18 protein-coding genes and 1 riboswitch are annotated in these 22,990 nt (G+C 36.8%); of the genes, 10 read left to right on the forward strand and 8 right to left on the reverse strand.

The window, feature by feature from the left end:
- The first annotated feature begins 9 nt into the window (after positions 1–9).
- A complete protein-coding gene (purH, locus tag N9R04_RS02830) occupies positions 10–1,488 on the forward strand; it encodes a bifunctional phosphoribosylaminoimidazolecarboxamide formyltransferase/IMP cyclohydrolase (protein WP_262854995.1) in 1,479 nt (492 codons plus the stop codon).
- A gap of 18 nt (positions 1,489–1,506) precedes the next feature.
- Positions 1,507–2,748: a phosphoribosylamine--glycine ligase gene (gene purD, locus N9R04_RS02835; protein WP_262854996.1), complete on the forward strand. Its 1,242-nt coding sequence runs from the start codon at positions 1,507–1,509 to the stop codon at positions 2,746–2,748.
- A gap of 554 nt (positions 2,749–3,302) precedes the next feature.
- On the opposite strand, the gene N9R04_RS02840 is transcribed toward purD, so the two are convergent.
- From N9R04_RS02840 to graF, 4 genes are all read right to left on the reverse strand, one after another.
- Positions 3,303–4,106: an energy-coupling factor transporter transmembrane component T family protein gene (locus N9R04_RS02840; RefSeq protein WP_262854997.1), complete on the reverse strand. Its 804-nt coding sequence runs from the start codon at positions 4,104–4,106 to the stop codon at positions 3,303–3,305.
- Entirely contained in the window at positions 4,099–5,514 is a 1,416-nt protein-coding gene (locus tag N9R04_RS02845) for an ABC transporter ATP-binding protein (RefSeq protein ID WP_262854998.1), read from the reverse strand. The genes N9R04_RS02840 and N9R04_RS02845 overlap by 8 nt, the downstream gene beginning before the upstream one ends.
- A 12-nt stretch (positions 5,515–5,526) precedes the next feature.
- Entirely contained in the window at positions 5,527–6,102 is a 576-nt protein-coding gene (locus N9R04_RS02850) for an ECF transporter S component (protein WP_262854999.1), read from the reverse strand.
- Positions 6,103–6,329: 227 nt separating this feature from the next.
- Positions 6,330–6,434, reverse strand: a riboswitch (TPP riboswitch).
- A gap of 875 nt (positions 6,435–7,309) precedes the next feature.
- Positions 7,310–7,444 carry a glycopeptide resistance-associated protein GraF gene (gene graF, locus N9R04_RS02855; protein ID WP_262855000.1) on the reverse strand — a complete coding sequence of 45 codons (135 nt, stop codon included), beginning with the start codon at positions 7,442–7,444 and terminating at the stop codon, positions 7,310–7,312.
- 396 nt (positions 7,445–7,840) lie between these two features.
- On the opposite strand from graF, the gene auxA reads away from it, so the two are divergent.
- From auxA to ptsP, 5 genes are all read left to right on the forward strand, one after another.
- Positions 7,841–9,157: a lipoteichoic acid stability factor AuxA gene (gene auxA / locus N9R04_RS02860; protein WP_262855001.1), complete on the forward strand. Its 1,317-nt coding sequence runs from the start codon at positions 7,841–7,843 to the stop codon at positions 9,155–9,157.
- A 660-nt stretch (positions 9,158–9,817) separates the two neighbouring features.
- Positions 9,818–10,987: a class I SAM-dependent rRNA methyltransferase gene (locus tag N9R04_RS02865; RefSeq protein WP_262855133.1), complete on the forward strand. Its 1,170-nt coding sequence runs from the start codon at positions 9,818–9,820 to the stop codon at positions 10,985–10,987.
- A gap of 56 nt (positions 10,988–11,043) precedes the next feature.
- A complete protein-coding gene (locus N9R04_RS02870) occupies positions 11,044–11,586 on the forward strand; it encodes a DUF697 domain-containing protein (RefSeq protein ID WP_262855002.1) in 543 nt (180 codons plus the stop codon).
- A 160-nt stretch (positions 11,587–11,746) separates the two neighbouring features.
- On the forward strand, positions 11,747–12,013 hold the full coding sequence (locus N9R04_RS02875; protein WP_262855003.1) for a phosphocarrier protein HPr: 267 nt from the start codon (positions 11,747–11,749) through the stop codon (positions 12,011–12,013).
- A 1-nt stretch (position 12,014) separates the two neighbouring features.
- The gene (ptsP, locus tag N9R04_RS02880; RefSeq protein ID WP_262855004.1) at positions 12,015–13,730 is read left to right on the forward strand and encodes a phosphoenolpyruvate--protein phosphotransferase; all 1,716 of its coding nucleotides are present in this window, start codon (positions 12,015–12,017) and stop codon (positions 13,728–13,730) included.
- A gap of 353 nt (positions 13,731–14,083) precedes the next feature.
- On the opposite strand, the gene N9R04_RS02885 is transcribed toward ptsP, so the two are convergent.
- A complete protein-coding gene (locus N9R04_RS02885) occupies positions 14,084–14,314 on the reverse strand; it encodes a glutaredoxin family protein (protein WP_262855005.1) in 231 nt (76 codons plus the stop codon).
- Between the two features lie 741 nt (positions 14,315–15,055).
- Between N9R04_RS02885 and N9R04_RS02890 the strand changes: the two genes are divergently transcribed.
- The 3 genes from N9R04_RS02890 (at position 15,056) to N9R04_RS02900 (ending at position 18,193) form a co-directional block, all read left to right on the forward strand.
- Complete coding sequence (locus tag N9R04_RS02890; RefSeq protein WP_262855006.1) at positions 15,056–16,408, forward strand: cytochrome ubiquinol oxidase subunit I; 1,353 nt, start codon at positions 15,056–15,058, stop codon at positions 16,406–16,408.
- Positions 16,408–17,424, forward strand: a complete 1,017-nt coding sequence (locus N9R04_RS02895) for a cytochrome d ubiquinol oxidase subunit II (protein ID WP_262855007.1) — start codon at positions 16,408–16,410, stop codon at positions 17,422–17,424. Before N9R04_RS02890 ends, N9R04_RS02895 begins: the two co-directional genes overlap by 1 nt.
- A 106-nt stretch (positions 17,425–17,530) precedes the next feature.
- A complete protein-coding gene (locus N9R04_RS02900) occupies positions 17,531–18,193 on the forward strand; it encodes a potassium channel family protein (RefSeq protein ID WP_262855008.1) in 663 nt (220 codons plus the stop codon).
- Between the two features lie 551 nt (positions 18,194–18,744).
- On the opposite strand, the gene rnjA is transcribed toward N9R04_RS02900, so the two are convergent.
- The 3 genes from rnjA to N9R04_RS02915 all read right to left on the reverse strand — a co-directional run bounded on the left by rnjA (position 18,745) and on the right by N9R04_RS02915 (position 22,713).
- The gene (gene rnjA / locus N9R04_RS02905) at positions 18,745–20,502 is read right to left on the reverse strand and encodes a ribonuclease J1 (protein ID WP_262855009.1); all 1,758 of its coding nucleotides are present in this window, start codon (positions 20,500–20,502) and stop codon (positions 18,745–18,747) included.
- Positions 20,502–20,717: a DNA-dependent RNA polymerase subunit epsilon gene (locus N9R04_RS02910; RefSeq protein ID WP_262855010.1), complete on the reverse strand. Its 216-nt coding sequence runs from the start codon at positions 20,715–20,717 to the stop codon at positions 20,502–20,504. The genes rnjA and N9R04_RS02910 overlap by 1 nt, the downstream gene beginning before the upstream one ends.
- Before the next feature lie 628 nt (positions 20,718–21,345).
- Positions 21,346–22,713 carry an amino acid permease gene (locus tag N9R04_RS02915; RefSeq protein WP_262855011.1) on the reverse strand — a complete coding sequence of 456 codons (1,368 nt, stop codon included), beginning with the start codon at positions 22,711–22,713 and terminating at the stop codon, positions 21,346–21,348.
- Positions 22,714–22,990: the final 277 nt, after the last annotated feature.

Genomic DNA, 22,990 nt, shown 5'->3' on the forward strand with positions numbered 1-22,990 from the left:
AGTGACAGAATGAAGAAAGCAATTATTAGTGTATCTAATAAAGAAGGAGTAGTAGAATTTGCGCGAAACTTAAGTGAATTAGACTATGAGCTCTATTCCACTGGGGGAACGTTACAAGCCATTGAAGCAGGTGGAGTAAAGGTCAAATCAATTTCCGAACTGACTCAGTTTGATGAGATTATGGATGGGCGTGTCAAGACTTTGCATCCCGCTGTCCATGGAGGAATACTAGCTGATCGTGATAAAGAAGAGCACATTCAACAATTGAAAGAGAACGAAATTGATTTAATCGATATGGTAGTAGTAAACTTATATCCTTTCAAAGAAACTGTAGCTAACCCTAATGTTACAGAGAGCGATGCAATTGAGAATATTGATATTGGTGGCCCAACTATGTTGAGAGCAGCTGCCAAAAACTTCAAACATGTGGCGACAGTAGTTGATCCATCTGACTACGACGAAGTTATCAAGCGTATTAAAGCTGACCAATTAGATGAAGCCTATCGTAAATCATTGATGATTAAAGTGTTTGAGCATACAAATGATTACGATCATGCAATAGTGAATTTCTTTAGCGGTAAAAGAGAAGATTTGAGATACGGTGAGAACCCTCAACAGGCTGCTTACTTTGTAAGACAATCTAATGCTGCTAATACGATTGCAGGTGCCAAGCAACTTCATGGTAAGCAATTAAGTTTCAATAATATCAAAGATGCTGATTCAGCGCTTTCACTCGTTAAGAAGTTTAATGAACCTGCAGCAGTAGCCGTTAAACATATGAATCCTTGTGGTGTAGGCGTAGGTGAAACGATTAATGAAGCATATGAACGTGCTTATGAAGCGGATAGTCAATCTATTTTTGGTGGTATCGTTGCTTTAAATAGAACAGTTGATCAAGAACTCGCTGAATCGCTACACAGTATCTTCTTAGAGGTTGTCATAGCACCCGACTTCACTAAGGAAGCATTAGATATACTTCAACAGAAGAAAAATATTCGTTTATTAGAAATTGACATGACGATTAACGAAGATGAAGAAGAATTCGTTTCCGTCTCAGGTGGCTATTTAGTCCAAGAGAAAGATCATTCATCAATAGGTAGAGATGAAATGAAAGTCGTTACTGAAGCTCAACCTAGTGAAGCTCAGTGGGATGCTATGCTATTAGGATGGAGAGTTGTTGCTGCTGTTAAAAGTAACGCGGTTATCTTAAGTAACCCACGACAAACTGTCGGTATAGGCGCGGGTCAAATGAACCGCGTGGGTTCTGCTGAGATAGCAATTGAACGTGCAATTGATATTAATGAAGAAGTGGTAATGGTGTCTGATGGTTTCTTCCCTATGGATGACACTGTTGAGTTAGCTGCAAAACATGGTATTAAAGCTATCATTCAACCAGGTGGTTCGATTAAAGATCAAGATTCTATAGACATGGCTAATAAACATGGCATAGCTATGGTCACTACTGGTGAACGTCATTTTAAACATTAATTGATTGGAGGGTATAAGATGAAAGTGCTAGTAATTGGTGCTGGCGGACGCGAACATGCTTTAGCTTATAAGATTAATCTATCGCCTTTAGTAAGTGAAATACATGTGATTCCTGGCAATGATGCAATGACTCATATCGCTCAAACTCACCCGGAAATAGGGGAGAGCGCGCACGAAGAAATCATTGAGTTTGCAGAGCAACAGGGTATAGATTGGGTTATCATCGGTCCGGAACAACCCTTAATTGATGGTTTAGCGGATAAACTAGAAGCTAAAGGTATAAATACTTTCGGCCCGAATGAAGCAGCTGCTCAAATTGAAGGTTCAAAGCGCTTCGCTAAACACCTTATGGCAAAGTATGACATACCTACTGCGCAGTATTATGAAAGTCATTCTAAACAGGAAGCGTTAGATTACCTCTCACAATGCGACTATCCTATCGTATTGAAGAAGGATGGTCTTGCTGCAGGTAAAGGTGTAATTATAGCAACTAATCGTGAAGAAGCGATAGCAGCTATTGAAAAATTACATGACAGTGAAAATGAAGTCGTCGTATTTGAGGAATATTTAGAGGGAGAAGAATTCTCTCTAATGACGCTCGTAAATGGTGATTATGCTGTACCTTTCGATTGCATAGCCCAAGATCACAAGCGTGCATATGATAATGATCAAGGGCCTAATACAGGAGGGATGGGGGCGTACTGTCCTGTGCCACATATCGATAACTCCGTCATTAAAGAAACTAATCAGCAGATAGCGCAACCTATTGCGCAATCTTTAAAGAGTGAAGGCTATCATTTCTTTGGATTACTTTATATAGGAGCTATGCTTACAAACGAGGGGCCTAAAGTTATAGAATTTAATGCGCGCTTTGGTGATCCAGAGGCACAAGTATTGCTGAAGCGTATGGAAAGCGATCTCATGCAACATATCATAGATTTAAAGAATAAACAGCCTATTCAGTTTAAGTGGAGAGATTCATCAATAGTTGGCGTGATGTTAGCCTCTAAAGGGTATCCAGGAAGCTATGAAAAAGGTAAAAAAGTAAGTGACTTTGAGACGAATAACGGTACGTATTTCGTCAGCGGATTAAAGCGCGAGGATGGTCATTTCGTTACTTCTGGTGGACGCGTGGTCCTAGCGCTAGGTGAAGGCAAAGATATTGCTACGGCTAAAAGAGAAGCTTATAAAGCGGTCAATGCGATAGAAAATGAAGCATTGTTCTATCGAGAAGATATAGGAAACAAAGCAATTCATTAATGTCATATTATTAACTTCAAGTACAGAATAGTTATTACGTAATATTTAAGCTATGTAAAAACTAGAGTAAAACCTTTAGTGGTAGGGAGCGGGCCAGAAATCTTTTTATTCAAATTAGATTTCTGTCCCGCTCCCTTTTTGTTGAGGCCCCACCCCAACTCGCAGTGCTTGTAGAAACTGGGAGTTAATGTAATGTTTCAGCCTCTTTCAGCAGCTTGGCAGTAGATGACTGATTTGAAAACGCGCTTGTATCAAGCTTTTTTCAATTCTAGTCATCCTTGCCGGGGCGGGACTACGAAATCTTTTTATTCAAATTAGATTTCTGTCCCGCTCCCTCTTTGTTGGGGCCCCACCCCAACTCGCAGTGCTTGTAGAAACTGATTTATCAGTTTCTCTTTGTTGGGGCCCCCTGCTCAAATGCTATACGTTTTTGCCTCGACCTCTTGAAACGATTTAATCATATTGGTTTGATAAACTGTAATACCAAAGTGAGTATAATATTCTAAAGTGCTGATGGAAGCTTTGCTCCTCAACACTGAAATTCGCTTGACATATTACCAATTATGACTCCTTACATCTTGAATGGCTGTGATAGGTAGCCAGTGGGGTAATGAGCAGCTTAACACGATTAAGAGTAAGATGATTATAACAAATAACACGTCCTTATAAGAAAAAGGAGCTTTATAGTAATATGTTCTAGGACCATCTTGAAATCCCTTCTTTTCCATAGCGACAGAAAGTTGATGAGCTCTGCGAATATTTTGGCTTAGCAGCGGAATAAACATATGTTTTAATCGCTTCAAGCCTTTATAATGTTGTCGATCCACGACTTGATACCGCATTTTTAAAGAATGTCTAAGCTGAATAAATGACGAAAGCATGATAGGTACCATGCGTATAGCTGCCATGAATGCGTAGGCAAATTTCGGTTTGACCTTTAAATGCTGCATAACACTATAGAAAATCATCACAATCTCTGACGTCAAGGATATCAGTATTCCTAAACATGAGACAGTTATGAGTCGCAATGTGAGATGTATACCTCTTACGAAGCTCTCACGTGTAATATGTAGAAAGCCTAGCTTGAACCACGTATGGGTACCTTCACCGTAAAAAATCATGGATAAAGAAGAAATGAGCGCGAAAAGAAATGTAAAGATAATAAAAGCTGCAAAAACTTTGAATTTCACTCCATGAAAGAGAACTAAAAAGAGAAACATGAACAACGTACTATATATAATGACGTCAAATTGATGTACAAAAATAACAAAGAAAAAGAGTAAGATGGCTACCACAATTTTAGTGATAACATTGACATCATCTACGAACGTATGACGTACTTTAAAGGCTTCAAACATTATCTTCACCCGTCTTTCTAACTTCTAGCAAGGTTTGATCTTCAACATGAAATCGTCGTGTTGGGTAACGAGATATAATCTCTGGATCATGTGTGATCATTATAATCGTTTGCCCGTTTTGAACGCGCTCTTGAAAAAGCTGAATTAAGTTAAATGTGTTATGACTATCTAAACCGAAAGTAGGTTCATCTAACATGATGATATCAGCAGGAGAACTTAGTGCTGTAGCAACACTTAATCGTCGCTTTTGACCGATAGATAGTTCAAACGGGTGTTGAGCGCGCACTTGAGATAAATTTAACAACTCTAGCATTTGTTCCGTCTTTAATTTGGCTTGTTCTTTGTCTTTTTGACTAAACTGAATATGTATTTCATCGTATACGGATTGAGTAATAAATTGTAGTTCTGGGTTTTGATAGACTAAATACATATGTTTAGCAGCCTCTTTTATTTTACGTATGGGTTGCTGATGGTAATACATCTTACCATCGTAAGAGATGAGTTGCATCATCGATTCGAAAAGCGTGGTTTTTCCTGCGCCATTTTGACCTGTAATCGTAATCCATTCACCAGGCGCCACTGAGAAATCTTCTATAGAAATCAATGCTTGTTTATTACGTCGGATTACCCCATTCTTATAAGTGAAAGCATATTCTTTAGTAGCGTCGTTGTTAGCGGTTAGAACCGGTTCTGGCGCATGCTCCCAAGCACGTGGATGCCAAACGCCATATTCACTAAGTAATCGTTCGTGGTGTTGTAGTATTTTTTCAGGTGTATCATCCGCGATGATTTCAGCATTATAATTTAACAAAATAACGCGGTCGATGTGTTCCCAAATATGCTCTACTTTATGCTCCACGATAACTACTGTTTGATTTTTCCAGAAACGTTTGATTTTATTCCACAGCTCAGTTGTAGATTTAGTATCTAACATGGCAGTCGGTTCATCTAAGAAGAGTGTATCCGCTTGTTGTAGTAGAGTCTCAGCTATAGCTAGCTTTTGTTTCATTCCGCCACTCAGTTTGTTTACATATTGATTTGGATTAACTGTCAAATCTACTGATCTTAATGCTTTATCTATCGCTTCATCCATATCAGATCGAGGCACTTGTCTATTTTCTAGTATGAAAGCAAGCTCCTCTTTGACCTTAGGCATACAAAATTGTGTGTCAGGATCCTGAAAGATCATGGCGCAGTGTTTATCAATATTTAATCTATCATATTTCATTGGTAGTTCTATTAAATCCGGAACTATGCCACTGAGTACATTTAATAATGTACTCTTGCCTGCCCCTGATGGGCCAAGCAAGAGTACTTTTTCTTTATCTTCAATTGTGAGGTCTAAGCCATCAAAGATCTTATGGTCTGCATTAGGATACTTAAGGCGTAAATTTTTTATAGATAACACGTTATCGACTCCTCACAGGTTATCGTAATCATTCTTGGAAGCTGGACGGAAGAGTTTCGTCACTCCGGTTTGATCTAAAGCTTTTACAATGTAATAGGATAATAAACCGGCTACTAATATTCCACCTAATAATCTAAAAATGATATACAACGATAGGTTCCAACCACTCAATTCATTTAAATAACCGTAAGCAAAATCAAGCGGTAAAGTGATGATGGCAGCCATAAACCCACTCAACATAGAAACCATCGCACTGCGTGATTTATAACGGAAAATGAGAAAGACGATTTCACAAGCAAGCCCTTGAAGTAAACCATAGATTATCGTAGGCACGTCGAATCGACCCATAACGATAGTCTCACCTGCACCTGCAGCAAATTCAGCTAGGATAGCGATTCCAGGTTTAGGAATGATCAAATAGGCCACGACTGCAGCCATAAACCACATTCCATACACCACTTCTTCAATATGTAAACCAGTAATCTTTGAAAAATCGTATACGAAGTGCCACACGTTATAAATAATTGCGAAGACAACTGCAACTAATACTGTGACGAGTATATCTGATAATTTTAAACCTCTTGTCATTACTATTTCCTCCCAATAAAAAACGCACAACCTAATCTAGTAGAGTTGCGCGAATAAGCATTATCTATTAACAGAGATTGAAAGAACAAGATTGTTAGGTCTTATCATGGTTAAAGAAGAAATAACCAATGAATTACTACTCATTAAGACCGCTAGTTCAACTTTAGTCAAGTGCGTATCGATAGAGTTTACAGAGACATAAGTGTTCCAGTCAACCTCTTTAAGGCGTCAATATAGTTCCACTTTCCTACGCTAGTATCATCTAGATCAGGTTCAAAGGGTTTGAGGTCTTACCTCATCTCAGTTTTAACAAAACACCCCTAGTGCGAATATAGTATTTTAGTTATTTCTAATGTAGAACGTAAGATAATGGTTGTCAAGGCTTTTTAAGTTAATGATGTGATAGTAAAATGTGTCTTGTTTGATTATTAACGAGATAAAGACAGTCAAATTTGACAGGTGTATTGCTAATATTGTTCTCTAACTCTCAGTAATATTTTGTATTGATGAGTGATGTTTGATGTTAAGAATTTAGTATGTGATGGCTACATATGTAAAAGGGGAGGGTTTAGCACGTGATGTTAAAGACTAAGTAAAGTGGTTCTCACTACATATTAAAAAACATACTGAGATGAGGGAGCGGGACAGAAATCTTTTTTCAAATTAGATTTCTGTCCCGCTCCCTCTTTGTTGGGGCCCACCCCAACTCGCTGTGCTTGTAGAAACTGGGACTTAAAGGTCTTTGACTAGAGGAAAAAAGAGGCTGGGAGATAAATCCCAGCCTCTTCAACATCTCGGCAGTAGATGACTGATTTGAAAAAGCGCTTGTATCAAGCTTTTTTCAATTCTAGTCATCCTTGCCGGGGCGGGACCACGAAATCTTTTTATTCAAATTAGATTTCTGTCCCGCTCCCTCTTTGTTGGGGCCCCACCCCAACTCGCTGTGCTTGTAGAAACTGATTTACCAGTTTCTCTTTGTTGGGGCCCCCGCTCAAATCCTAAACGCTTAAGTCCCGACCTCAGTTAAATATCGTCTATAAGCAGTAGCTGGTTAGCACAAGGATGTCGAAGTTTTGAATTGAGTAAGCTACTGCTTATTGATTTGAACACTTTATTAATAATATGAAAAATTGATTAATGTTTCGAGTTGTGAGTAGAGCGCTCATTATCGAACACTCATGTCGACATCGCGTGGGGACGATGGGTTTTAATCTAAAGTATCTTGAACATTTTGCTCTGTTTCTTGATCATCAGTTCTACTTTGTTCTTTTTTCTCTTTTAATTCTTCTTCTTTCTCTTTAGCTTGTTGTGCTGCATTTTTATTTGTTTCTTCAGTGCTCATTGAACACCACTCCTTTATAGTTATCTTGTAATAAGTATACCCTCTATCTAAGAAGTTTACACGTGGTTTTACTGTAATCCGTTTGTTGTCTTGTATATTTGGTAATATGTTATGTATAGTGAGAGAAAGTAAGGTGTAATTATCATATTGTTGCTTATCAGGAGTATAACTTTGTCAGACTTATTAATAGATCGCACTGCTATTTACTATATGTGAAGAGAATAAGTAGTAATGGTTTAGCCCTATTAATGGTAAACTCTTCATAGAGCGTAGTTATTTAGACACCTTACATCTGTAATAAGTAAAGTATAAAGAGATAAGACCATGGTCCTATTTCTCGCAAAAGTTGAAGACAGGTGTAACTTTCTCATATATAATTGTTCTGAGGTGAAATGAATGTCTTTCCTTAAGAAACACGCCGAAATAATATATAGCTATATTATAGGACTTGTAGCTTTTTTAATCGGCCTTATTATATTTTTAAACTTATCATATATACATAGCTTAAATGGTAAAGATAAGATTAGTTTGCATATCGACGATACATGGGACTTCGTCAATGCATTCTTTGCTGAAATCTTGAGAGTTATGAGTATATTTATAGGTAGTTTTCCTGTTGTCAGTGCGATATTAATCATATTATTTGGTCTATTGCTCATAGGCATTGGCACGTTGCTGTATAGGTCAACGGCATATGATTATGATATCTCCATATTCTTTTTAGTTATCGGAATATTATTCTTTTTAATAACTCTTGTCCTCATGACGCAAGTCTATAGTTTCTTTGCGGTAGTTTTTGTCATTCCATTTGTTATTCATATCGGTTATATCGTCTATAAAGATGAGTTAGATAGCCATCATCGAAAATATCATTATCTTTGGATTATCTTTGCTTACGGTTTAGCTTATCTTATCACTCAAGTTGTGCTATATGGCCGTATAGATAGTAATGACATTATTCCTATTGATATTATTAGTGTCAATACGTTCTTTCTCATCATGTGGTTATTAGGTCAAATGTCTATTTGGAATTTCCTCTTCCTTCGTCGCTCTTTACCGCTTACTAAACAAGAATTAGGAGAGGAAGAACCTGAGTTATCAAGAACACAAAAAGACTCAGTGACGAGTCAAACGAAAGAACGCATTAAACATCTGCAAGATAAAACGAATGAATTCACTCACAACACACGGCGCAGTATGGATTTAGAGAAAATGCGCAATAAAAAGAATCAGTTTGTTGATAAATGGAAAAAACGAATTGATATACAAGAAGATGATGTTCCTAACTGGATGAAACGACCTAAGTGGCTTAAAACGCTATATGTAGAACTCATTTGTGGCGCTATTATGTTGTTCTTCACACTCATTGAATTCAATAACCGCAACTCTTTATTTATGTCTGGTAAATGGGATTTATCGGAAACACAATACGTCGTCGAGTGGATCACATTATTACTATTAATGTTCGTCATGATTGCTTACATCATCACTACGTTAACAAATTACTTTAAGCGACAATTGTACTATTTACATTTATTTATAATCAGTGGTTTATTCTTTAAATTAATCACTGAATTCATCAATATTATGATACATGGCCAATTGTTTTCTACGTTTATCACTCCAATTCTTTTTATTATGCTAATAGCAGTTATAGTAGCGTTCGTAATTAAATTGAGAGAACCTGATAAAAACAATAGATCGTTGAAATAATTTAATCTAATAGTGTGTTCTATCGAATATTGTTATTGGGTGAGATGGCACGCGAGGCAATCATACACAACGTTGATTAAAAAGCGGGAGCGGGACAGAAATCTTTTTATTCAAATTAGGTTTCTGTCCCGCTATTTTTTTAAATTTGGATCTCTAAAACTTAAGTCGAAACGAGATCTTAGACAAGCGCGAAGAAAATACAACTTAAACTTTAAGTAATCAGATCTTTTTACCGATTAACAACAAAGGATAGAGTACTCGTCCATGAAACTCATAACAGTACTTCTTAGGGGAACATACTGAGAGATATTTAATTTGACTTATAAATTGCAATGGCATTTAATTACATGTCGTGAACGCTCTGAGAGAGAATACGATTGTTATCGCTAATTGAGATAACATACGATTGCGTTTACAAGTATTCGGTGCTAAGTTGATGTGTTAAAATATTAATTAATTATAGTTTATCTAGCGTATTATTCAGTTATTGAGATTAAAGTCAAACCTTTCTCCGCCACTAAGAAAGGTTTTTTAAAATGGTAATCAATGATTATGATAGTGGATAATTCAATGGTGCCTTTATGTACTATTATTAACAACCCAGATGTGCCAGTCTGAATTGATATGAATCTAAGATTAGAAAAAGGAGTGAAGATGAAAGTGAAAAAAGCAGTGTTAAACAGGGGCAAGGAAACGAAATATCTCAACCATTATCCTCTTGTTGAAGAAAATGATTTGTATGACTACGACCATCTGAAAGAAGGAGAGCTCTTTCAAATTGTAGACCATCGAAATAAATATGTAGGAACGGCTTACGTAGGATTTCAACATAAAGGTATAGGTTGGATAATTAGCTACGATGCTCAAGTCAATATCGACGCATCTTTCTTTGAAACATTATTTCTGCAAGCTAAAGCAGAACGTGAATATTTCTATAATATCGACGGTACTAATGCCTTTCGACTATTTAATGCGGAAGGAGATGGCATTGGTGGGTTAACGATAGATAATTATAATGGACATCTACTTATTCAATGGTACTCTAAAGGTATTTACAAATTTAGATACCTTATTCTTCAAGCCATGCGAAATGTATTTCAATTTACTTCTATTTATGAAAAAATGCGTTTTTCTAATCATCCTTATGAAGGTGGTTTTGTAGAAGGGCGCGAACCGGAATTTCCAATTGTGATTGAGGAAAACTTCACTTTCTACAATATCAATCTCGATGATGGCATGATGACAGGATTATTCTTAGATCAGAAAGAAGTTCGTAAAAAGTTACGTGATCAGTTTGTTGACGGCAGAGATGTACTGAATTTATTCAGTTACACAGGAGCTTTCTCTGTAGTCTCAGCTAAAAGAGCTAACTCAACTACCAGTGTAGATTTAGCAAACCGCTCTCGAGAGTTAACTGAGGAGAACTTTGGTGTAAACGGCATTGACCCTCAAACACAATATATTTATGTGATGGATACTTTTGATTACTTTAAATACGCTAAACGCCATCATATAAGTTACGATACGATAGTCATTGATCCTCCTAGCTTCGCACGTAACAAGAAGAAAACTTTTTCAGTATTGAAAGATTACGACAAGTTGATCTCCAATGCTTTAGATATCATACGGCCTGATGGTAACTTACTACTTTGTACAAACCACAGTGAATTCACGAAAAAGCAATTTAAGAAAGTCATTCAAGCTACGCTTGCTCAACATAATAGAGCATATGAAATTGTAGAAGTAATGGGCCTACCTAAAGATTTTAAGACTCACCCTCATTACAAACCTTCAAAGTATTTAAAAGCAATTTTCATTCAACTTAAATAAAATTTGTAAATTCGGGTAAGTAAGCATGTGAAACTATTGATTGAGGAGCGATATTAATGAGTTTTAAAAATAAAATTACTAACGACGTTACGAACAAAATAGGTAGTAAAGTATTAAATATGGAAGAAATTAAGGATAAAAGTAACATTCCGACTTCGGAACACGAATTAAATGAACGTCATAAACGAGCGTTGTCACTAATTAAGAAAAAGTCACTTCTGTCTTCAAGTATGAGCGTTGTACCTATACCGGGACTTGATTTTGGTGTCGATATCAAGTTAATGAGAGATATCATTGAAGACCTAAACAAACTTTATGGATTAGATCATAAACAAGTCAACTCTCTAGGAGACGATACTAAGCAACGAATTCTTTCTGCAGCAGCAATACAAGGTAGTCAGTTTGTTGGAAAGAAAGTATCGAACGCAATCCTTAAAGTAGTGATTAGAGATGTGGCTAAACGCGCTGCAGCGAAACAGACTAAGTGGTTCCCAGTGGTTGGACAAGCAATATCAGCTTCAATTAGCTTTTATTTTATGAAAAAATTAGGCGAAGATCATATGCAGAAATGCGAAAATGTTATTAAATCACTTTGGTAGTGAAAACAGTTTCATAAATAGGTGAAATCTTCTATAAATGTTATAACAACTAGGGTTTAACGAATTGAATTTAAATTCAGATTTTGGTAATGTTTACTTATAAGGCTAAGAAAGTTTTATATCATCGAACGATTTTACTATACGAAGGAGACAGCGGATTATGGAACAGAAATCATATGTAATTATCGACGAAACAGGCATTCATGCACGTCCGGCTACAATGCTTGTACAAACAGCTTCTAAGTTTGATTCAGATATTCAATTAGAGTACAACGGTAAGAAGGTTAATTTAAAATCTATTATGGGGGTTATGAGCTTAGGTGTAGGTAAAGATGCAGAGATAACTATCTATGCTGATGGTAGCGATGAAGGCGATGCTATTGAGGCAATCACAGAAATATTATCTAAAGAAGGTTTAACAGAATAATATGTCTAAACGTCTTACTGGCATAGCTGCTTCTGATGGTGTAGCTATAGCACGAGCATATTTACTTGTTGAACCAGATTTATCCTTTGAAAATGACAAGGTTGCTCAAGTAGAGCCCGAATTAGATAAATTTCGAGATGCTATCAATACTTCTAAGATAGAATTAACTAAGATTCGTAACAATGCTGAAAAGAACATTGGCCCAGATAAAGCGGCGATATTTGATGCGCACTTACTTATTCTCGACGATCCTGAGATAATTAAACCAGTCGAAGATAAGATAACGCACGATCAGGTCAATGCACCTACAGCTTTAACCGAAGTCACTTCTCAATTTGTAACGATATTTGAATCTATGGACAATGAATATATGAAAGAACGTGCTGCAGATGTACGAGATGTTTCTAAACGTGTGTTAGCACATATCTTAGGTGTCGAGTTACCTAATCCTAGCATGATAGATGAGAACGTCGTGATTATTGGTAATGATTTAACACCGTCAGATACCGCTCAACTCAACAAGCAATATGTACAAGGGTTTGTAACTAACATTGGTGGTAGAACATCTCACTCAGCTATCATGAGTCGTTCTATGGAAATTGCTTCAGTCGTTGGTACACATACCATCACTCAAGAAGTCCAACAGGGAGACATGGTTATTGTAGATGGACTGACTGGCGAAGTTATTATCAACCCTACTGACGATGAAGTTATTGCTTATGAAAATAAAAGAGAACGGTTCTTCAAAGATAAAGAAGAGTTAAAGAAACTGAAAGATGAAGAAACTGTTACAGTAGATGGCGTTCACGCTGAGCTAGCAGCTAATATTGGTACATCAGAAGATTTAACAGGTGTTATTGATAATGGCGCTGAAGGTATCGGTTTATATCGAACAGAGTTTCTCTATATGGGTAGAGATGAAATGCCTTCAGAAGACGAGCAATTTGAAGCGTATAAGACTGTGCTAGAGCAAATGGAGAATAAGCGCGTAGTCGTTCGTACTTTAGATATTGGTGGAGATAAAGAGCTGCCATATTTAAACCTACCGAAAGAAATGAATCCATTTCTTGGCTACAGAGCGATACGCTTATGTCTCAATCAACCTGAGATCTTCCGTCCACAACTGCGTGCGCTATTAAGAGCATCTACTTATGGCAAACTAAGTATCATGTTCCCTATGGTAGCAACTTTACAAGAGTTTAGAGATGCAAAACGTATTCTTAATGAAGAGAAGGCTAATTTACAACAAGAAGGTGTAGAAGTAGCAGAAGATATAGAACTTGGTATCATGGTAGAAATTCCTGCAACGGCAGCTTTAGCTGATATATTTGCTAAAGAAGTTGACTTCTTTAGTATAGGTACGAATGACCTTATACAATATACGATGGCTGCTGATAGAATGTCTGAGCGTGTGTCATACCTATATCAACCTTACAACCCATCTATCTTAAGATTAGTCAAACAAGTTATAGATGCTTCTCATAAGGAAGGTAAATGGACAGGTATGTGTGGCGAAATGGCAGGAGACGAAACTGCTATACCATTATTATTAGGGTTAGGACTAGATGAATTTTCAATGAGTGCTACCTCTATATTAAAAGCTCGCCGACAAATTATGAGTTTGAGTCAGAACGAAATGCGTGAATTAGCTCATCGCGCACTTGATTGCACTTCGGCTGACGAAGTACAGACACTCGTACAATCATATGTGAAGTAGATTGACAACTCAATTTAATAAACTATAGCTCTTCAAAAGCTCCCCTCATAGTGTTCATTGTTAATGAAAGCTGTGAAGGGAGCTTTTTTATATCCTCTGTAGTGTAGTTAAGTAACCATCATCTCAATTAGAATTGAAGGAAGCGGGACAGAAATCTTTTAGTAAAATTAGATTTCTCTCCCGCTCCCCTGTGGTTCTATAAAATTTAAACTATAATGACGACCATTTACAACTTTTTATACATAAGTAGAAAGAGAAATGATGAGTTTCTTATAGCGGTTTGACAGTGTCATGATTTCTACCAGATCTTCTGTATATTAGATTTTCACTTAAGGAAAAACTCGGGTGTTAACCTAATTAATATTAAAAGCTTTATTGATTTTATCCATATCGACAGAATACATCGGTTCGTTATCAAGCAGTACAAAAGGTGTGGCGAAAGCATCATAATCAATCATTTCGTTACGATAAGGGGGATGGTTGATATTCTTTTCAGTGTAATCAACGTGATGCTCGCTTAAATAATTTTTGAGAAATGTACAAGGCGGGCAATCATCCTGGGTGTAGATAACGATTTCGCTCATTAGTTAATCCTCCTCCAATTTCAAGTAGGCTCAGTTTATCACATTTAGTAGTACAGAGAAACTAGCAGATTCAATTTTACTTTTTAGTTTAGTAAAAGCGAGCGTTTGCATTAACTTAGTGTGCTCGTAACGAGAATAGTACAAGAGGCTGGGTCATAATGGTTTTTGACGAGAGAGAAAGAGGCTGGGACATAAATCCCAGCCTCTTCAATATCTCGGCAGTAGATGACTGATTTGAAAATGCGCTTGTATCAAGCTTTTTTCAATTCTAGTCATCCTTGCCGGGGTGGGACTACGAAATCTTTTTGTTCAAATTAGATTTCTGTCCCGCTCCCTTCAACATCTCGGCAGTAGATGACTGATTTGAAAACGCGCTTGTATCAAGCTTTTTTCAATTCTAGTCATCTTTGCCGGGGCGGGGCTACGAAATCTTTTTGTTCAAATTAGATTTCTGTCCCGCTCCCTTCAACATCTCGGCAGTAGATGACTGATTTGAAAATGCACTTGTATCAAGCTTTTTTCAATTCTAGTCATCCTTGTCGGGGCGGGACTACGAAATCCTTTTATTCAAATTAGATTTCTGTCCCGCTCCCATTTAGATGTGGCTCTGACTGTTACCTTTTTGATAGTCAAAGAAATGTCATTTAATTAGTGAACAGAATAATTTAATTTGAGTTTTTATAATTATATAATCCAAAGTATAAGTTGAGTTAAATAGAAATTTATTATTTAGGTGATAGGATGAATTCAATAGAAATTGCTCGCTTACTTACGGGAATGACGTTAGCAGTTCATATCATATTCGCCACTATTGGTGTTGGTATGCCGCTGATGTTTGCTATAGCTGAATTTCTCGGCATCAAGAAAAACGATGCTGAATATTTAACTTTAGCGCGACGCTGGGTTAAGGGGTATACCATTACAGTAGCAGTTGGTGTTGTAACTGGTACGATTATCGGTTTGCAACTTTCTCTATTGTGGCCTTCCTTTATGAAGATAGGAGGTCATGTTATCGCGTTACCTCTATTTATGGAGACATTCGCTTTCTTCTTTGAAGCTATATTTCTGAGCATTTATTTATACACTTGGGACCGTTTCAAAAGCCAATGGACACATCTCATTATTAGTATACCAGTCATACTGGGCGGTTCATTCTCAGCTCTCTTCATTACTTCAGTGAATTCGTTTATGAATACGCCAGCAGGTTTTGAAATGAAACATGGACGGATGGTTAATGTTGAGCCATGGGCAGCCATGCTTAACGATTCATTCTTAGTACGTTCCTTTCATGTTGTAGCAACTGCTTTAATGACTATGGCTTTTGTGCTCGCCGCTATAGCCGCGTTTAAGTTGCTTAAGAATAAATTTAAGAAAGACACTTCTTATCATAAAAAAGCATTAAAACTAACAATGATATTAGGACTAATCTTCACTATCGGTTCAATGATAGCAGGTGATGCTTCTGCCAAATTCTTGCATCAAGAGCAACCAGAAAAATTAGCAGCATACGAATGGCACTACGATACTGCTAGTCAGGCTGATCTGGTATTCTTCGGCATTTTAGATGAACATAAACAGGAAGTCTCAGGTGCAATTAAAATACCAGGGTTACTTAGTTTTCTCGCTGATAATAACGTGAATACTAAAGTAAAGGGAATGAATGATTTCAAGTCTAACGAATTGCCACCGATGATAGTACATTACTATTTCGATCTTATGGTAACAATGGGTGTCTTTTGCTTTATCGTATCAGCCATCTTCATATTGACAAGGTTATTCAAACGCTTAAGAACATGGACTTATTCAAGAATAATGTTATATCTAGGAGTATTGACCGGTCCAGCTGCATTATTAGCTATCGAATTTGGTTGGTTCTTAACCGAACAAGGTCGTCAACCATGGATCATTAGAGGATACATGAAAGTAGCTCAAGCAGCCACGGAAGCAGGTGGGCTTACGCTCGTGAGTATTCTGTTTGGCGTCCTCTATCTCGTATTATTATTTACTTCAGCCTATGTTATTATTCGTATGTTTAAAGACAAACCAGCTTACGAACTAATTGAAGAACTTTCCTCGAAAAGAGGTGATGCTTAGTGGATTACGCTCAAATTGGAATCTTAGTCTTATGGATATTCTTATTTTGCTACATTATCGTAGCTTCAATTGATTTTGGTGCGGGTTTCTTCACGTTACACGCTAAGATTACACACCAAGATAAACGCGTTAACCATCTTATTGCTAGATATTTAAATCCAGTTTGGGAAGTAACTAACGTCTTCTTCGTATTTTTCTTCGTAGGATTAGTTGGTTTCTTTCCAGATACAGCAAAGTATATGGGGACGGTACTGTTATTGCCAGCTTCAATTTCGCTCATTCTGTTATCGATTAGAGGAAGCTTTTATGCTTTTGAGAATTACGGGCCTGATACGAAATTACAATGGCTTGCAATGTATGCTTTAGCGGGGTTATTTATTCCTGCTTCATTAGCTACCGCATTAACTATTTCAGAAGGAGGATATATCACTAAGCATGGTGACCATTTAGATTTGAAATGGGCTGAACTCTTTCTCAGTCCCTTCTCATGGTCTGTAGTATTTCTAGCTATAATAACTGTGCTGTATATATCATCGGGCTTTTTAACTTTCTATGCTTCACGAGCTGAAGATTGGAGAGCATATAAGCTCGTACGATATTGGTTTATATTCTGGGGACCACCTATGATAGCCATGTCCTTGTTTGTATTTCTAACGCTAAGAATTCAGAACAGAGCCCATTTCTTAACGGCAGTACAAGATTATTGGTATATGTTTGTCATTAGTTTCATCTGCTTTATAGTGGCGCTCATATTAACTTTAGCTAGAAAAGCTCATGGTGTTGCCTTTATCATGGTAATCTTACAAATGTTCTTTGCTTTCTTCGGATATGGCATAAGTAAATTACCATATTTACTTTATCCCTACGTCACTATTGACCACGGCGCTGCAAATGGCGCGATGGCATTAGCATTAATTATCGCATTTATTGCAGGTCTAGTACTACTTATACCATCATTGTTATTATTAATGCGTTTATTTGTTTTTGATAAGGATTACGTAAAAGGAAAAAAATAAAATTTAATTTATAAGGTGAGAATGATTGAAATATGATTTGTTTTACTATACGCTAGTGACGTTAGAAAACTGTCAATCATTCTCATCTTAATTTTGGAGGAACTTTATGGATAAAGAATATGTAGTAATTGGGTTAGGGCGATTTGGAGGAAGCATCGTCCGTGAACTTAACGCATTAGATATGGATGTCATGGCTATCGACTCCAATGAAAATAGAGTTAATGAATATAGCGATATAGCTACGCATGCTGTTGTAGCAGATACTACTGATGAGGCAGTAATGAAAAGTTTAGGTATTCGTAACTTTGACCACGTCATCGTAGCTATAGGTGAGAATATTCAATCAAGCACATTAACTACTCTCATATTGAAAGAACTTGGAGTTAAAAAAGTAACGGCTAAAGCACAGAATGACTACCATGCTAAGATTTTAAATAAAATTGGTGCGGATACCGTGGTCCATCCTGAACGTGATATGGGGCGTCGTATCGCTCACAATGTAGCTAGTGCTAGTGTGCTAGATTACTTAGAGCTTGCAGATGAGCATTCTATTGTCGAAATTAAAGCTAGCGAGAAGATGGCAGGGCAATCCATAATAGACATGGATATACGTGCACAATACGGAATTAGTATCATAGCTATTAAACGCGGTAGGGATATTATCGTATCTCCAGACCCTAACATGAGTATCGAATTTGGTGATATTCTGATAATGATTGGTCATGATAACGACCTTAGTCGTTTTGAGAAAAAGGTAGTACGAGGTTAATAACTCTACAACACTACAATAAAAGCATTGAAGCTAGTAAGTTCAACACAAAGGTTTTGGACTAGCTCCAATGCTTTTTTTATTTGTCTTCTAGGTTTAGCTATATAAAGTTATGCTACTTATCAGCATAGTGCGTCATTGATAGGATTACGTACTTCGAACATTAAATATAACTTATTTAACTTGAAGCTTTTTTAGTTACTGAGGTTGAGACATAAATCCCAGAAAAAATAACACTCAGATGATTTAATTCATTTCATCTGAGTGTTTCTTCTTGGAAGCGGGACTACGAAATCTAATTTGAACAAAAAGATTTCGTAGTCCCGCCCCGGCAAGGATGACTAGAATTGAAAAAAGCTTGATACGAGCGCATTTTCAAATCAGTCATCTACTGCCAGGATGTTGAAGAGGCTGGGATTTATGTCCCAGTTTCTCTTTGGTGGGGCCCACCCCAACTCGCTGTGCTTGTTGAAACTGGTTTACCAGTTTCTCCGTGTTGGGGCCCCCTGCTCAAAGCCGAAACACTTTTGACTCGACCTAAGCTCTTACTACTATGATTTATCTCGTTGCTCTTTACTTTGTTTAAAACCTTTGTAAGAAGGTTTGAATTTACGTTTTCGTGAAGTACTTTCACCTTCATTAACTTTCATGATAACAGGTAAAATCATAGGTTTACGCGCTGTTTTGTCGTATAAATAGGGTTGTAAAGTTTCGATAATTGAAGATTTAATTTGATGCCACTGGATATCTTTATTTTGGTTTAACTTACCGATAACGTCAGTTTTAATTTTTCTCTGAGCGTCAAAGATGAGTTGACCTGATTCCCGCATATAGACGAAACCACGTGAAATGATATCCGGACCGGATAATAAGCGATTAGTATTAAAGTCTATACTCACTACAACGATGACTAAACCTTCTTCGGACAATAATTTACGATCTCGGATGACTACGTTACCTATATCTCCAATACCGCTGCCATCAACGAGAATATTTCCTGAGGGAATACGTCCAGCATATCGTGCGGAATCATGAGTTAACGCTAGTACATCTCCGATCTCGAACACAAATACGTTGTCAGGATCCACGCCACAATCTATGCCTGTTTGGCTATGAGCTTTTAACATGCGATATTCGCCATGAATAGGCAAGAAGAATTTAGGACGGAGTAAACGCAGCATAAGTTGCTGATCTACTTTAGAACCATGCCCAGACGTGTGAATATTGGACACTTTATTATGAATGACTTCAGCACCTGCTCGATATAAGGCGTTGATAGTACGATTAATGCTTTTCGTATTACCTGGGATAGGTGATGAACTAAAGACAACTGTATCTTCAGGAATAATTTTAATTTGTTTGTGGGTACCGTTTGCTATACGAGATAAAGCGGCCATAGGCTCACCTTGAGAACCGGTACATAAGATCAATAACTGATGCTTTGGTACGCTATTGATTTTATTTGGCTCGATAAATGTTTCAGGAGGCGCTTTAATATAACCTAATTCCATACCAATTTTAATATTGTTCTCCATTGATCGGCCAAAGGTCACAATTTTACGATTATATTTAATTGCCGCCTCAACAGCTTGTTGAACACGATAGATATTTGAAGCAAATGTCGCAAATATAATTCGGCCTGAACAATTCCTAAAGATTTTATCTACGTTTTGACCCACTTCTCTTTCACTCAACGTGAAGTCAGGAACCAGTGAATTGGTTGAATCTGACATGAGACAAAGAACCCCTTCTTCACCTAACTTCGCCATTTTAGCCATATTTGCTGGCTCGCCAACAGGAGTGAAATCAAATTTGAAGTCTCCTGTATGAACGATATTGCCTTCAGGTGTGTTAACTATTACGCCATAAGCTTCAGGGATACTATGAGTAGTTAAATAAAATGAAATTTCAAAGTGCTTAGATTTAATGACACTGCTTTCATCAATTTCATTGAGTGAAGTAGTGCGTAATAAATGATGTTCTTCAAGTTTATTACGTATTAATCCAAGTGCTAGAGGACCACCATAAATAGGTACGTTTATTTGTTTGAGTAAGTAGGGCACACCACCTATATGGTCTTCATGTCCATGGGTGATGAAACAGCCAACGATCTTATCTTCATTTTGTTCTAGATAAGTATAATCAGGTATCACATAGTCAATGCCCAAAAGATTATCATCAGGAAATTTGATTCCGGCATCAATAATGACTATTTCATCTTTATATTCAACAGCATAGGTGTTCTTACCGATTTCACCTAAGCCACCGAGCGCATATACTGCGACTTCATTCTTATGAATTTGTTTCATTATTCAGCTTGCTCCACATTGAAGTCTTCAGATTGTTTCTCATAGTCTAAATGTGCGCCCTCTAGTTTAGTTATATATTCAATATTATAATTACGATCTTTTAAATAACGTCTAACTTGTTCTTCTGTGCGAGCTTCAACATAAATCGTTTGAGTATTTTCACGTACGATAACCTCGTTGCGATTATGTTGGTAAAATACTTTAAATACTGCCATTTTAAATAGTTCCTCCTATAATTATATATTCTGTAAATTATTATCTTAATTATATTAAATGCCTTTGGTTAACTACGTGGAAAGACGGAGAAGTAATATGTTAGGATGTCACAACTTTCTCTGCTTTAAAAGGTATTGTTACAAAATATAAAGAGAACATACCAGCTTTCTGCCCAGTATGTTTCCAAAGGCGAATTATGTCGTTCATCAGCAAATTAGAATGTCAGACACTCTAATTTCAGTTATTTCTTATTCTACATTATGTAATTAAATAAATAAAGCAGTTTTATTCGTATTGAAGTTAGATGGTAAACGTTATCCATATACTTATGAAATTGTACAATTAGAATAAACTTTAAAGAAGCCTTTTACTGAGTGAGTAATGAGGAAATTAATGATGTTATAATAGCGGGGTTTGTCGGTATAAAGGGGGGGTATTTACTAGCAATTCAAAGCCATGTTTGACGGAGAGCAAATCAATTACGGAGAGTAAATCAATTAATGATGTCTTCCTACAAACATGACTATGCTGCTAGTATAGTAAGATGCGTTGTCAATTAATCATTTGAACATCAAAGAAAATCGCTTTTGTAAACAGAGCTGCTAAGCCTGTCTAAATCAGACTACATTACGGTTTTAACCTCTTCTGCATCACACGCTTATGTATGAAATAAGCTATTGTAACGCCTAGATACCACACTGGTGATAGAATAAATCCTATTAAAGTTTCTTGGTCGAAAAGCATAATTACGATAATAAATATAAAGAAAGCAATTACAGCATAAGCAGAAACAATTCCACCTGGCAGCTTGAATTTACTCGCCTTATGAAGTGCTTTGTCTTTCTTCACGTATTTCACATACGCACAAACAATTAGAATCCACACTGCAATCGTAATAGAAGTCGTAATGGCACTGATATAAATAAATACTTTCTCTCCATCTGGGATGATGTAATTAAGCACCACAGTTATAGAAATAAGTACGCACGTAACTAGCAATGCGTTGCGAGGAATGCCTCGTTTAGTTAATTTAACCATCATTTCAGGTGCTTGGTCATTATCTCCTAGACTAAAGAGGATACGACTATTTGTGAATATACCACTATTGGCCGACGACGCAGCTGATGTCAAGACTACTGAGTTAATGACTAACGCTGCAAATGGAATACCTGCTAGTGCAAATAAACTTACAAATGGACTGTTTTCTGGAATGATTTGTGTCCAAGGTACCACCATCATGATCACAGCAAGAGCGCCTACGTAGAATATGAGAATACGTAAAGGTACGCTATTAATTGCACGAGGAAGCGTTTTTTCAGGGTCTTTTGTTTCACCTGCAGTAATACCGATAAACTCAATTCCAATGAAAGCATAAACAGCCATTTGGAATGATAATAGGAAACCAGTTAGACCATGTGGGAACATCCCTCCATGAACGTATAAGTTAGAGAAAGAGGCGTGGCCATGCGGTGTCTTGAAAGATAAGACGACCAAGACGATCCCGACTACAATCAAAGCAAGTATCGTTACAACTTTAATGATTGCAAACCAAAATTCTAATTCTCCAAAAACTTTAGTACTCGTTAAGTTTAATGCTAATAACAGTAAAAGTACTGCAAAACAACTTACCCACGTAGGAATGTTGGGATTAAAGTATTGCATGTATTGTGCTATCGCTGTTAAATCACCCATAACTGTAATGACCCATGATATCCAATAAGACCAGCCGACGACGAATCCTACAAATGGTCCGAGATATTCGTAGGTGATTTCAGTAAATGTATTAAAACCTGTTTTAGCGAGTAACATTTCTCCCATTGCTCTCATGAATAAAAACAAGAAGAAGCCAACGATCATATACGTAAATAGAATCGAAGGACCGGCTTTAGCAATTGTGTTTCCAGAACCGAAAAAGAGACCTGTACCAATTGCTCCACCAATTGCTATGAGTTGAATATGACGATTACTCAACTCACGTTTTAAATGCTTTGTCATTTTACTTCTCTCCATTCACCTTGAAGTGAATAATATACATTAACAAACTACATACCCCTAATGTTAAAGCGTATATTATTAAAGGTATATTACACTAATATTCAGAATATTACAACTTAACTTTTACTCCTAAAATGCAATTTGATATTAAAAAGGGTATGTAAGTATCTTTTTTAGAGTTTATAGACTAAATGTGGTTGGTCTTCATTAGTTCATAAGTGGATTAGCTTGTGAAAGTTGCATACATTTTATATGATTGAGGAATTAATATGAGATT

The organism is Staphylococcus marylandisciuri (assembly GCF_025519785.1).
GTDB classification, from domain to species: Bacteria; Bacillota; Bacilli; order Staphylococcales; family Staphylococcaceae; genus Staphylococcus; species Staphylococcus marylandisciuri.